Source organism: Providencia rettgeri, from assembly GCF_023205015.1.
Taxonomy (GTDB): domain Bacteria; phylum Pseudomonadota; class Gammaproteobacteria; order Enterobacterales; family Enterobacteriaceae; genus Providencia; species Providencia rettgeri_E.
Map to the genome: position 1 here is coordinate 791076 of NZ_CP096258.1, position 12368 is coordinate 803443.

Here is a 12368-nt window from a genome sequence, read left to right on the forward strand (position 1 = left end):
GTAGATGATGCAAAGACTATGTCTCTTATTTTTGTTGGTTGCTCCATTGTCTTGGGTTCAAGTGTCCTGGGCACAAGAGCCTTTTCTGTTGTCTGACGAAGACAAAAAGATCGTCGAAATGAGCCGCAGCATTTTACAAAGTGCTGTGGATGGTTCATCTGAATTTATCGAGCCTTTTTCACCGATTGAACAACCTAAGTCGCGCAAACACAACGATGAATGGTTGATATTTGCGTCGTCTTCACTGGGGGATTCCTCACTGAAGCAGCTATTTAAAGAGGCCAGTGCTACCGGCGCTATTGTGTTGTTTCGGGGAATTCCTGAAGGAAAGACCTTGGGGGCGGCTATCCGTGATTGGCATACCCTGATGACGGGGCTTGATCCTGTTCCTCAGGTTCGAATCGATCCGAAAGCCTTTGTGCACTGGCGGGTGACTAGCGTGCCTGCCATTTTCCGCATAAAAGATGACAAGGTGACTGCAAGTGCACTAGGGGTTTACAGCAAGGACTGGTTGCAGCGTCAAATTGAAACAGGCAATACCGGTTCATTGGGTCAACGCGGTCCTATTCATTCGATTTTAGAACCGGATTTGATGCAAGTAGCGATGCAGCGTTTACAGTCGATTGACTTGGGCGCGTTAAAGAAAAAAGCCATTGAGCGTTTCTGGTCTCGCCAAACATTTACTGAGTTACCCAAAGCCACGCAGTATCGGATAAGAATGGTTGATCCAACCATCGTCATGCAGCGGCCACTATTGGATGCCAATGGCCGAACATTGATCCCAGCAGGAACGCGTATTAACCCGCTAAATGCCTTGCCGTTCACTCAGCAGCTTGTGGTGTTTAATGCGTCGAACGCTGAAGAAGTGGACGCAGTAGCGCATTGGCTTGAGACGCAAGATAGGACACTGCGCCGCATTACGCTTATCACCACGCAGCTCGACCGTGCCCAAGGCTGGAATCGCCTCAATGCGCTCGAAAAGACATTGGATAGTCCGGTTTACCTTCTCAATGCCTCGCTAAAGCAGCGCTTTGATCTGCAAGTCACCCCATCGTTTGTTCAAGCAAAGGGGCTCGCGTTTGAAATAGAAGAAATTCCAGCAAAGGAGCTTGTTCATGAAAAAGCTCAATAATACGTATCGTCTGTTGCGGACTCTCGTTGTCATGTTTGTCCTTGGCGCATCTATTCCTGCAAAAGCCGAACTGACCTGCCCAGACGCGGGTTTATTGTCGGGTAAGTTGCTGACGGATGTTTGCTGGTCATGCATTTTTCCTATCCGAGTTGCGGGTCTTCCTCTTGGCTCTGGTAGTGTCCCAAGCGGCGCATCAAACAAGTCATTTTGCTTATGTGAAGATAACTTAGGCGTGCCAAGGCCAGGTATTGTTACCAGCATGTGGGAGCCAGCGCGTCTGATTGAATTGGTCAGAACGCCGGGCTGTTCGCCGTCCCTGGGAGGGATTCGTTTACCGTTAGGTGATAGGCGACTGCAAGGTGGTCATGGCGAGGGTGAATACGATACCGGTGATCTCGCTTTCTACCATTACCATTATTACGCCTTTCCGCTTTTGGTCATGCTCGATTTGTTCATGGATGGCAATTGCAATGCCGATGGTTACATGGACTTTGACTTGATGTATTTGTCCGAATTGGACCCAACATGGCTGAACGATGAACTGGCCTTTTTTACTCAGCCTGAAGCGGCTGCCGTTGCCAATCCATTGGCTATATCTGCTTGTACCGCTGACGCTGCTTCATCAACGCTTGGTAAACCCATCGACCAGTTGTTTTGGTGTGCTGGCAGTTGGGGCCATCTCTACCCGTTATCTGGCCACACCTTAGCCTTTGGCTCATTAGCAGAAAACACCAGCCATTTAGCGGCGCGTGCAATCGCGGCTCAACACAGGCGTGGTCTTGCTAGGCGAACAATGGGGAACAGTGCGCTATGCCGACCTGTTATCGAACCCATGCTGCCGAAATCCCAATACAAGATGAGTATGTTCTTCCCTGTGCCGGAAACTGAAAGTGCGCATGTCATCGGTGAAAGCACCATGAAATGGGGAGAGTGGCGAACAATCCCAGGTGCCGGTGAAGATGCACTCTACATTTTGTGGCGCTGGCAAGACTGCTGTAACTCGGGAGGTTAACTATGAAACCAACATTTTTTACCCGAGTGTTAGCGGGTATTTTATCTATCACTATGGCGTGCTTGCCCTTACATGGTGTGGCCGCTGATGTGCAGCGCCAATCCGGTCTAAGCGGACAACAGGAAGGTAAGCAATTGCTGCAAAACTGGACGATGCCCGCACTCAATGGCAATACATTGTCGGTGCCGAATGGCAGTGGTAATGAGTCCATTAACTTGCAAGAGCTTTTCCCTGGTATGGATCAGGGCTCATTGGATGTCTTAACGGGCGTTTATGGCTCTGATGCCAGTATGAATCAATTGGGGACGCAGCGCCAAGAGAGCATGGCATCCGAAAGTGGCGCTACGAGTGAGGCGTTTCGCTCGCTCCAGCAAATCAAAGACAGGTCTCGGCCAGATATGGTCAATGATCTGCTTTGGGCATTAACTGATGCGGTTCAAACTGACCCAAATCTATTAACCCAAAGCTTCCCCGGCTGTGAGTCTCAAGGTGAGGGTAGCCCAAATTACCAGCAATGTGACAGGCTCAATACAGCGGTTAACAGCTGCACTATTACTCACGATTACACGGCAGGCATCATTGAGCATGTTTCAGGGCCGATGAACCTTCGCTCTTGTGGTGAGGGGTGTCTTGAAGTTTGGATAGGACGAATTGGCGACAACTACTGGAGTGGCAGTTGTAAAGTATTTGAACAGGCCATCACACTCAAAGTCGTGAATCCCGATGCGATTACCTCAGCCGTTCTTGAGTACGCAAAATGGGATGACTACATGCAAGTGTGGCTTGGCGATCAGAAAATCTGGTCTGGGCCGAACAATAACTTTCCACCAGAAACGGCTGGCCGCTGCGAGCTCAGTACCAGTTGGGAGCGCAATCCAAATACCGATCTCACTGCTAAGCTAAAAACGGTAGAACCAGGTTTAGAAGTGCCGGTAAAAATTCGCGTATCGGTCACTGGTAGTGGTGAGGGGTATGCACGCATCAAGGTACGCTTTGATCCAACCAAGGTGGTGATGAATGATAGTTGGTCGCCGCAATCCTGTATCGAACAAGCAGCGGATATTCCGACAAAGTTTTCAGACTACAGCATTCAATGCACGGATCAGCCTTCTTCAACCAACGGATGTACGGTGGTCAATGGTGTTTCAGTTTGTGAATCCTACTTTGCCCCAAGCCCTGTGACTGGCATATCGCCTTTGTGTCGGCGTGTACAAGTCAGTGTGGATGACGAAAGCTATAAGGGGATTGAAAATCAGGCCTGCCAAGTGCTTGAAGCGAATCCTTCCTGTGGCTTCATGTCGTCAGAATGTGCCGAGACCAATGATAAAGGTGAATGCATTCGTTTTACCGATACCTATGACTGTGGATTGCAAACCAGCGATCCAAAGTGTGTGGTATCCAATCTTATGCCGAGTAGTTTTGAGGCCTGTGAGCCTACTCAGACGATTACGCCATTTACTGAAACCAAGCATGTACCGGATTACCAGGTGTGCGAGAAGATCAGCACGCTTACTCAGTGTCAGTTAGAGCGACGTGTATCGGCTGAAACCCATCAACAAAGCTGGTCCATTGAGCGTGGTTGCTTTAGCTCCGAAACGCTCAGTTTTGTTCCTCAGCACAGTAACACCATGCAAACTGGAAACGCGACGCTGAGTATTTTTGATAATCAAAATACTGAGATAAAAATCACCGAGTCGCCATCCAAGGCAAATGGTTGGAAAACGACACTCTCATTGACGGGCAATAAGGAGACGGTGACTGAGACGAAACCGTCCATTAAATACCCTGAAATGACCTGTCCAAAAGGAACCTTGGTTGGCTCATTGTGCAAGGTCGTTAATGGGTCGATTATTTCGTGGCATGAACCCCAGGAAATCACTCGTTCCAGATGCGAGTCCGGCTGGAACAAAGTCGATTTCGATACTTGCAGCCGAGAAGTTCAGAAGTGTTTGGCTCCTGCGAAACTGAGCGCTTCATTGACCTTCTCTGGCAAGTACTTAGAGCAGGAGGTAGTTCATCAATCAAGTGATCCAGGCATAGACCAATGCTTGATGCAAACGGATCAGTTTACTGCGGTGCAGTGGCAGTGTTTGGATACGGGCACAAAACGAATCGACGAGTTAACGGTTGGTAGTGGCGAGTTGGCCAATCTTGGAAGCCTTTATCCGGCGGTAGTTTCGTCTCCTGCTCATTTAACCAGTCGCGGCAGTTCTGATGGACTGGGGCTCTCATGCTGGAGGGCAAGAGCGACCTACAATGCTTCGACTGCTCATCCAGAGTTCAACATGGGCAGCTCAGATAGCTGGGTAGATGCCAATGGTAATACACAAACCATCGTCAATAACGGACAAAACACGACCACCAATACGTGTGCCACGCTAGAGCAAAACCCTGCCTGCCAGTATGTCAGAACCGAATGCACTGAAGGCGGGGCTGGTCATGAAGGCTTCTGTTATATCCAAAGTTTGGTGTATGACTGCGGACAAAGCGTTGAAGTGCAAAATGCTCGAATGGAAACTCAATACAACTGTGAGGGGCCAGTTCGCTGTATGGGCACAGATTGTTTAGAGCCAGAGTCAATCAAGCAGGCTAACTTTGCAGAAGCAGCTGCGATGCTTAATGCGGCGCAGTTTATGACCAATGATATGTCATGCACGGGAGCTGATGGCCAAGATAACGTCGAGTGTACGGTCTTTAAAGGTAATGCTGGCCAGTGCAAAAAAGCCGTTGGAGGTATAGTGGATTGCTGTGAAAAGCCAAGTGGCGTGTCGTTATCGGATTACATCACGATGATAGTAGCGGTTAACAAGCTTGATACGGCAGTCATGGCCATGAATCCGTCTTCGGCAATCTATGGATCGTGGAATACGCTTAGGGAACCGATCACGAGTACCTGGAGTGCGGTTAAAGAGCCTTTTGTGTCTGCATGGGACTCTCTCATGGGGGCTGGGCCATCAACGGCTGCTGGCGCGGGAGCGGAGCAAGCTGCGACTGGCTTTATGCAGGTGTTGACCAACAAAACGGCTGAGTGGGTAGGCTCTACCTTTGGTTCGGGGGCGCAATCGGCACTGTTTAGTAACGTTGGTGGCGCGGTTGGAGCCGATGGTGTTGTATCGGGTGGTAACTTTGCGCTGGGTGGCGCTGCGGGCGCGGTTCTGAGTACGGTTATGACGGCCTACATGATTTATTCAGTCACCATGATCCTCATTCAGCTTATCTGGGAATGTGAGCAGAGCGAGTTTGAAATGAACGCCAAGCGGGTATTGAAGAGTTGCCATTACATTGGCTCTTACTGCAAGTCTAAATTCTTAGGTGCCTGTGTTGAAAAACGGCAGTCATATTGCTGCTTTACTTCGCCGCTTTCACGGATCATTCAAGAACAAGTACGTCCTCAATTGGGCCTTGGTTGGGGCAGTGCGAAGTCACCAAACTGTGAAGGTTTAACCGCGAGTCAGTTAAACCAGGTAGATTGGAGCCAAGTCAATCTGGATGAATGGATAGGTATCTTATCGATAACAGGCAACCTACCCGAAGTACCGTCACTGGATCTGGAACGACTCACAGGCGCAGGAAGTACGCTAAACGTTGATGGAAACCGTCAAAGTGCCGCAGATAGAGCCATTGAAAGGCTAAACGGAATGGATACCCAGAAACTGCGTCTGGAGGCGACAGAAGAAATTTCGGGGTATAAACAATATTAAGTATGTTCGACGTTTAATTACATTTTTGAGTTATATAATCATATAAGTGGCTAGAGCTAGCCACTTATAATAATGTCTACTTGAGGGGGGCATCACTGAGTTTCCTGTCTTTTTAGAAAATCAATAATTAGACCATGGTTAGGGCTGGATGACTCAATTCCGCCATTGCTCGAAACTTTCATTTTAAATTTTTCATCGAAATAAAAAAAAGACGCATGTATGCTTTTGAAGTTATACGACTGTTCATCAAAGACTTTGTTTAGTGATTCTAAAATGGATTTTCTAGATCTAATTTGGATGTCTGCAATATTGTTAGCGTCAATCTTAATGTTTGATGCTGCAAGATAAGAGATGTCTACATTTTTTATTTCTCTTGATTCTTCAAGGTGGGTTATAAATTTATTTATGTTAATTTGTACGTTGCTGATATAGGTTTCTTTGTCTAGCGTTAGTTCAAGCTTGTCAATAAAAGTCTTAATGCTTCTAGGTGGTGATGATATTTCGATGATGTATCTATGATTCTGGAATTTAATTAATCTGAAATCGAAATTTATGATTTTTATTTGCTTGTTTTCAATTTTTCTACCATCAGGGAGTGTAAATATATCAAGAATTGTTATTTGTTCGAAGTACGAAGCTTCTATTTCGTCATTATCAATAGAAATAACTTCAAAGCCATAACTTTTGTCTTCTGAAAAGTGGCATTTTAAAAGCGAATTGATAATTTCATCGGGATCTTTTTCAACTGTTAAGTATATCCACTTTGACTTCATTTTAGCTACTCCATTACCTTTTTAAGTGAATTATGTGCAGCAGTTTCCACTTTTTTTGTGAGTTCACGCTCTTGAATAGACGTTAATGATTTCCTACCTTTTACGTATTCGCCTGAACCTTTATAGGAGTAGAACCCTTTAACTAAATAAGAAAAATAATCTTTGTTTTCAGCATCGGAAAATTGAGCTTCAAACTCGTACAATTCATCATCTAGTTTTTCTGACTTTGATCGCCAAACAATTTTAGATATATAAAATCCTTTTTTGTATAGTTGTAGTAATTCCTCGGAACGTAAAACATTTTGACCTTTTAGAGAAGCCTTTGAAATGTGCGTTCCTAACTCGAGGTTTTCAAAATCGTTTTCATCTTCATCTTCATCTTCATCTTCATCAAGATGTTTTTCTTCGGGGTGGTAAACATAAACATCGGTGACATCATATAACTTGTATCCGTCAATGCCATTTATTAGCTCGTTGAAGAATCTTGTAACCACCTCATGATCGGTTGTATTCGACAAGTTTATATTTGTTGTTTCAACTTCCTCTTCAAGCTCGGATTCTAGTTTTGATATGTAAAGAGACTTCCATTCTTCAACAGTCTTATTTTGTGGGTGACGTATAATCAAATTTTCTTCATTTATTTCTATTGAGATTACTGCTTCTTTATTTGATATTTGTTTGAATTCTGAATTGCTGTAGTTAAATTCTCTATACTCTACCTTAATACTTATTGAATTCATTTCTGACTCTTCAATAGTGCAGGTTGCGCCGAAATGTTCAAGGTCACTTACAAGTCCAGCCGCAACAGTTTCTATGATGTCTTTGTCTACAATTCTATTTACTGTAGTACTGGTGTTTTTTTCTCTTCGTGTATTTGCGCCCAGTATGTCAGCAAGTCTTTTGTAATCTTGGTAAGAATGCGGAAATAAAGAAAAGTACCTAGCTAGTTTTTCCCTTTTCGTCTCATGAGATACAATAATTCCTCTACTCAGGAATATATCCTTTAGCTCACTATTTGTTACTTTTGACTGATTAATTGCATCAAACATGGCCTTATCACTAACGCTGTATAAACTTCCTTTCATTACTCTCTCCAACCTACATTTATGTCAGTCAATAATTCCTTCGTTTGAGTTATTGTCTCGAACTGTGATTCAATTTCCTTTAGTCGTTGTTTTTTGTATGTGTCATATCCCCATGCAGCTGCATAAGTAGAAATTGCGTTTTTGAAATTACTTACTATATCCTTATGTTTTTCACTTGCTGCGCATCTTATTTTTATAGGTTGAGAACTATCAAGCATCTGATTTTTAGATATAGTATCGAGTAAGTAGATGAATTCTTCTTGTGTTTCACCTTTTCCGTTGTAATAAATTATATGGCCTTGCTGTTCGACTATGCTTCCATCTTTAGGATTTGACACACTTTCATACCCGATTATTAGAAAAGGTGAGGATAAAAGCTCTATTGTTGCAGGGCGAAGATATTTGTCGAAGTGAGTTTTGTGCAAAAATAGTTCTGGATAATGGAACCAATGCTTTTGTTCGTATAAGTGAGGGAATTTCTGCTTTGAAGCGAGGTAATTTAAATCGGCAACTATTGTATTCAGATAATTAATTTGCGAAGGTTCGATTATATGAATCATTTGATCTCGTTTTAGACCAATATTGCTTGTGTTTATGACTCTCTTGGTTGTAGGATCGTTTTTAGTCTTGATGAAAAATCGTTCGTAAAACTCTCTATCGAATTTTCCATCGTGATTATAAGTGAATAGTAGTGCTCTAATCTCAGTTGGCTCCTCAAAATTAGCATAGCGACCTCTCCATTCCTTGCTTAGCCTTGCACATTCGATTGTTTTTGCTAATGACTGAAGAGCTGTTCGAACATTTTTCTCACTTATTGATCCTTCTTTGTAACTTTTTAAATCGGTGTTAAAAAGAACTCTTTTATTCGTATATGGATCAAGATAATGGAAAACCACATCTACTGGATGAGTATGGTTATCCGCACTCTTAGAGCTAGAATGTTCGTTAGGTTTACTACAGTCGAAATTTGTATTGTATAACTTTACAGTTTCCCACTTGAATACTGATAGTAACTGTTCAGATACTAATTCCGCCATCTTGCCAATATTTTCGGTTTCAGCCATCAACAACTCCGTTGCATAAAATGTTTCATTATGATAACCATACTACAGTCATTGCCGTTCCCAAGTACACCATTAGTCAACTATATGTCTATTTTTTACATCCACAGGCTGATTAACAACTTTGTGTAACATGGCAATTACTGTTTCCTTGTACACTTCTAATCTTCAAATCACGTATTTTTTCCCATTCGTCAACAGGGTCCATTCTTGACCAAGCTTCAAATAGCTGAGTTTGTTGCCTGCTTAGTCTTAGGCCGTATTGATCTCGCATGTAGAAATAGATTCTAGCAATATCACCCTGACGGTTAGCTGGTGGTTCTGCTCGACGGTCTTTGAAATTAACTTCGAAATCACATTGACCATAGGATCTTGGTTCGTTCGGAATCATGCCAAATCGAAAATTTGACCTATCCCCATTGAGCTCTCCTACAGATGGTACGAGGTTATGGAGATCTGAAACCATTTTAGAAAACTCAGGATCATTCTTTTCACAGTTCCGACGACCACCATTTTGCCAGCATTGGCGTTGATGGCCAATTTCCCAAGCTGAGACAACGTGCTCCCACTCTAAGCGTTCTCCTCGTTTCGGTTGCTTCCTTGGTTCATATCCGCAAGATGCAGCATCAATCGCACCATCATTGTTATAGCTACATCCACAGTAAAACGTACTCTGGTTGTCTTGGTAAATTTCTCGGGCAAATCGTTTTGCCTGGCTGAACGATGTTGGGTGTTCTGCAAATGCAGGGATAGCGAACAACGCTATTAAGAAGGTAACGAGAAAATTAGTTCTATTCATGTAAATTGGCCAAAAATGACAGTTAAATTCATTTTAATGATTTTGATAGAAAATACTGCAAGATGAAGAGCCCCTTCGAGAGGGGCTGGTTGATGGGAGCCTAGTTGGCTAGTTGGCGGGGTTATCTGTTTCCTCTTCAGTGATATCGTCATCGGTTGAAGGCACCGCTTGCTCAACTTCTGCTTCTTTACCCTTAACTTGGGCTGATTTTCGTGCTCGAATTTCGATATCAATTATGCGTCGAGCCAGTTTGATGATGCGCTGTTGCCATGCGTAGTTGCCATCAACACGTTGCTTGTTGCTAAGCACGCTGGACAACCAGAGTGTGTCCATTGAGATCATCAACGCATCGAGTTTGCGAACTAAGCCGACAAACTGACCAACCTGAGGCGAGCTGATTTTGGCGTTGAAGGTAATCGGGTCGGTGTAGTCAGGTACTTCATCGATGCCGTTGGACTCCATCAGTTTGTCCAAACGAGCTTGTTCTTTGTCTACCGCCTTAGCGCAATCCTCGATCAACTGGCTAATGATCTGTTCCACTTCATCAATTTCGTTCTCATCGCCAATGATGCGTAGGATGACATCGATTCCGTAAAGCGCACTGACCGTGCGCCTAAAAACACGGTCAACGACACGTTGCGCCTGTAAGCTGTTAATTGTGAATGATTGTTCAAAGATGGGTTTTGAGTAATTGGGTTTTGCTTGGGCCATAGGTTTGCTCCTGATATGACAATAATCAGTCCCTAGACTAATCCTCTGTGAGGTAATGGCCTTTCAGCTAAGTGGAAGAATTGAGCATCTTTCTAACTACCCTGTCTGGATAAGACGGTTACACTGACTATCAAATATTGCTGATCTGTTTCAGTGATATCTGCGCCTGAGAGCATGAGCTCAAAGGAAGCCCGCCGCTGAGTATTCTCAGTGGTACTAAGAGGTAGCTAGCCTCCTTAAACAAATAGCCTGCATGTTTACATGCTCAACCATGCGTTCCTTACGGTTCGCCTTTTCACCACCCAACTGGGGGAGTTTTCCCCAGTTGGGGGTGACTCCTTCAAAACCAACATAAGGAGTCACCAATGGAATATATCTTCGGATTTATTATCCAAATCGCAGGCATTATGTTGCTTGCAAAACTGAGCTGGTCGCTTTTGCGATTGCTTGCTCGTCAAAGCGTGCGTCCGTTTCGATTTGTACTTACTCAAATTAAGCGATTGCTCACACCAACACTAAAACGTCGTCCAATGGCAGTGCCTAAAGCTCCTGGTATGCCCCGTTTGACATCTGCGTTTTACAAAGAGCCACATCCGTACGACATGGCTTTACTCGAAATACCAACCTATCTGCGTCGTCAGTCTTCTTTGCCCAGCCGGGCAGAAGCGACTGTGTGCACAGAGTTCAACTAAGACAAGGAGAACATCATGAAAAACCAAGTAACACTCATAGGCTACGTTGGCTCTGAGCCAGAGACGCGAGCCTATCCATCAGGTGATTTGGTGACCAGCATTTCGCTGGCCACTTCTGAGAAATGGCGCGACCGGCAATCCAATGAGCTCAAAGAGCATACGGAATGGCATCGGGTCGTTTTTCGAGATCGTGGTGGATTTAAGTTAGGGCTAAGGGCAAAAGATTTAATCCAAAAAGGAGCGAAGCTTTTTGTTCAAGGGCCTCAGCGCACGCGCTCATGGGAGAAAGATGGCATTAAGCATCGATTGACCGAAGTGGACGCGGACGAGTTTCTGCTTCTTGATAGTGTGAATAAAGCATCTGAGCCATCACCGGCGGATGATGCGAGCTCCCAAGCTAATTGGGCACAAACTTATCCTGAACCAGATTTTTAACCGAGCAAAAATGCTTTAACCCAGCCGGGAGTACTTTCCCGTCAGGGGCAGACTCCCACTTTGATTGTCGGAGTCCACAATGGAAAAACCAAAGCTAATCCAACGCTTTGCTGAGCGCTTTAGTGTCGATCCAAACAAACTGTTCGATACCCTAAAAGCAACAGCATTCAAGCAACGTGACGGTAGTGCACCGACCAATGAGCAGATGATGGCGCTCTTGGTGGTTGCAGATCAGTACGGCTTGAACCCTTTCACCAAAGAGATTTTTGCGTTCCCTGATAAACAAGCTGGAATCATTCCAGTGGTAGGTGTCGATGGATGGTCTCGCATCATAAATCAACACGACCAGTTTGATGGCATGGAGTTCAAGACTTCAGAAACCAAAGTCTCACTGGATGGCGCGAAAGAATGCCCGGAATGGATGGAATGCATTATCTATCGGCGCGACCGTTCACACCCAGTCAAAATCACTGAGTACCTGGATGAAGTCTATCGACCGCCTTTTGAAGGTAACGGCAAAAATGGCCCTTACCGTGTGGATGGTCCATGGCAGACGCACACTAAGCGAATGCTAAGGCATAAATCCATGATCCAGTGTTCCCGCATTGCGTTTGGCTTTGTGGGAATTTTCGATCAAGACGAAGCGGAGCGAATCATCGAAGGCCAAGCAACACACGTTGTTGAGCCATCTGTGATTCCACCCGAGCAAGTTGATGATCGAACCCGAGGGCTTGTTTACAAGCTTATCGAGCGGGCGGAAGCTTCAAACGCTTGGAATAGTGCATTGGAATATGCCAATGAACATTTTCAAGGTGTTGAACTGACGTTTGCGAAACAAGAAATATTTAATGCACAGCAACAAGCAGCCAAAGCGCTCACACAGCCTTTAGCTTCTTAGCGCCACGCATTCATTTTACGAACCCTGGCGGGATTATTCTCCCGTCAGGGGGAAGGTCTCGTCTTTTTT

At 44.7% G+C, this 12368-nt stretch carries 11 protein-coding genes; 6 read left to right on the forward strand and 5 right to left on the reverse strand.

Annotated elements, in window-relative coordinates:
• The first annotated feature begins 4 nt into the window (after nucleotides 1-4).
• The 3 genes from M0M83_RS03360 to traN are packed head-to-tail and all read left to right on the forward strand — an operon-like array spanning nucleotide 5 to nucleotide 5845.
• A complete protein-coding gene (locus tag M0M83_RS03360; protein ID WP_237902857.1) occupies nucleotides 5-1132 on the forward strand; it encodes a TrbC family F-type conjugative pilus assembly protein in 1128 nt (375 codons plus the stop codon).
• Entirely contained in the window at nucleotides 1116-2144 is a 1029-nt protein-coding gene (locus tag M0M83_RS03365) for a TraU family protein (RefSeq protein ID WP_004249369.1), read from the forward strand. The genes M0M83_RS03360 and M0M83_RS03365 overlap by 17 nt, the downstream gene beginning before the upstream one ends.
• A 2-nt stretch (nucleotides 2145-2146) precedes the next feature.
• Nucleotides 2147-5845, forward strand: a complete 3699-nt coding sequence (traN, locus tag M0M83_RS03370; protein WP_248467610.1) for a conjugal transfer protein TraN — start codon at nucleotides 2147-2149, stop codon at nucleotides 5843-5845.
• Between the two features lie 92 nt (nucleotides 5846-5937).
• On the opposite strand, the gene M0M83_RS03375 is transcribed toward traN, so the two are convergent.
• The 5 genes from M0M83_RS03375 to M0M83_RS03395 all read right to left on the reverse strand — a co-directional run bounded on the left by M0M83_RS03375 (nucleotide 5938) and on the right by M0M83_RS03395 (nucleotide 10274).
• Entirely contained in the window at nucleotides 5938-6618 is a 681-nt protein-coding gene (locus M0M83_RS03375) for a hypothetical protein (protein ID WP_110076287.1), read from the reverse strand.
• A gap of 5 nt (nucleotides 6619-6623) precedes the next feature.
• Complete coding sequence (locus M0M83_RS03380) at nucleotides 6624-7703, reverse strand: hypothetical protein (protein WP_197386153.1); 1080 nt, start codon at nucleotides 7701-7703, stop codon at nucleotides 6624-6626.
• Nucleotides 7703-8767, reverse strand: a complete 1065-nt coding sequence (locus tag M0M83_RS03385) for a hypothetical protein (protein WP_000852158.1) — start codon at nucleotides 8765-8767, stop codon at nucleotides 7703-7705. Before M0M83_RS03385 ends, M0M83_RS03380 begins: the two co-directional genes overlap by 1 nt.
• A gap of 112 nt (nucleotides 8768-8879) precedes the next feature.
• A complete protein-coding gene (locus M0M83_RS03390; protein WP_110076551.1) occupies nucleotides 8880-9563 on the reverse strand; it encodes an endonuclease in 684 nt (227 codons plus the stop codon).
• Between the two features lie 108 nt (nucleotides 9564-9671).
• The gene (locus M0M83_RS03395) at nucleotides 9672-10274 is read right to left on the reverse strand and encodes a hypothetical protein (protein WP_110076552.1); all 603 of its coding nucleotides are present in this window, start codon (nucleotides 10272-10274) and stop codon (nucleotides 9672-9674) included.
• 365 nt (nucleotides 10275-10639) lie between these two features.
• Between M0M83_RS03395 and M0M83_RS03400 the strand changes: the two genes are divergently transcribed.
• The 3 genes from M0M83_RS03400 (at nucleotide 10640) to bet (ending at nucleotide 12299) form a co-directional block, all read left to right on the forward strand.
• Nucleotides 10640-10966, forward strand: coding sequence for a plasmid-related protein (locus tag M0M83_RS03400; protein ID WP_110076553.1), 327 nt, complete (start codon nucleotides 10640-10642; stop codon nucleotides 10964-10966).
• A gap of 15 nt (nucleotides 10967-10981) precedes the next feature.
• Nucleotides 10982-11401, forward strand: a complete 420-nt coding sequence (locus M0M83_RS03405) for a single-stranded DNA-binding protein (RefSeq protein ID WP_012368368.1) — start codon at nucleotides 10982-10984, stop codon at nucleotides 11399-11401.
• A 79-nt stretch (nucleotides 11402-11480) separates the two neighbouring features.
• Entirely contained in the window at nucleotides 11481-12299 is an 819-nt protein-coding gene (gene bet, locus M0M83_RS03410) for a phage recombination protein Bet (RefSeq protein ID WP_014703121.1), read from the forward strand.
• Nucleotides 12300-12368: the final 69 nt, after the last annotated feature.

What these genes read in the sequence shown, in the direction of transcription:
- M0M83_RS03360 (WP_237902857.1), top strand. Translation starts at nt 5, where the DNA reads ATGATGCAAAGACTATGTCTCTTATTTTTGTTGGTTGCTCCATTGTCT.
- M0M83_RS03365 (WP_004249369.1), top strand. Translation starts at nt 1,116, where the DNA reads ATGAAAAAGCTCAATAATACGTATCGTCTGTTGCGGACTCTCGTTGTC.
- traN (WP_248467610.1), top strand. Translation starts at nt 2,147, where the DNA reads ATGAAACCAACATTTTTTACCCGAGTGTTAGCGGGTATTTTATCTATC.
- M0M83_RS03375 (WP_110076287.1), bottom strand. Translation starts at nt 6,618, where the DNA reads ATGAAGTCAAAGTGGATATACTTAACAGTTGAAAAAGATCCCGATGAA.
- M0M83_RS03380 (WP_197386153.1), bottom strand. Translation starts at nt 7,703, where the DNA reads ATGAAAGGAAGTTTATACAGCGTTAGTGATAAGGCCATGTTTGATGCA.
- M0M83_RS03385 (WP_000852158.1), bottom strand. Translation starts at nt 8,767, where the DNA reads ATGGCTGAAACCGAAAATATTGGCAAGATGGCGGAATTAGTATCTGAA.
- M0M83_RS03390 (WP_110076551.1), bottom strand. Translation starts at nt 9,563, where the DNA reads ATGAATAGAACTAATTTTCTCGTTACCTTCTTAATAGCGTTGTTCGCT.
- M0M83_RS03395 (WP_110076552.1), bottom strand. Translation starts at nt 10,274, where the DNA reads ATGGCCCAAGCAAAACCCAATTACTCAAAACCCATCTTTGAACAATCA.
- M0M83_RS03400 (WP_110076553.1), top strand. Translation starts at nt 10,640, where the DNA reads ATGGAATATATCTTCGGATTTATTATCCAAATCGCAGGCATTATGTTG.
- M0M83_RS03405 (WP_012368368.1), top strand. Translation starts at nt 10,982, where the DNA reads ATGAAAAACCAAGTAACACTCATAGGCTACGTTGGCTCTGAGCCAGAG.
- bet (WP_014703121.1), top strand. Translation starts at nt 11,481, where the DNA reads ATGGAAAAACCAAAGCTAATCCAACGCTTTGCTGAGCGCTTTAGTGTC.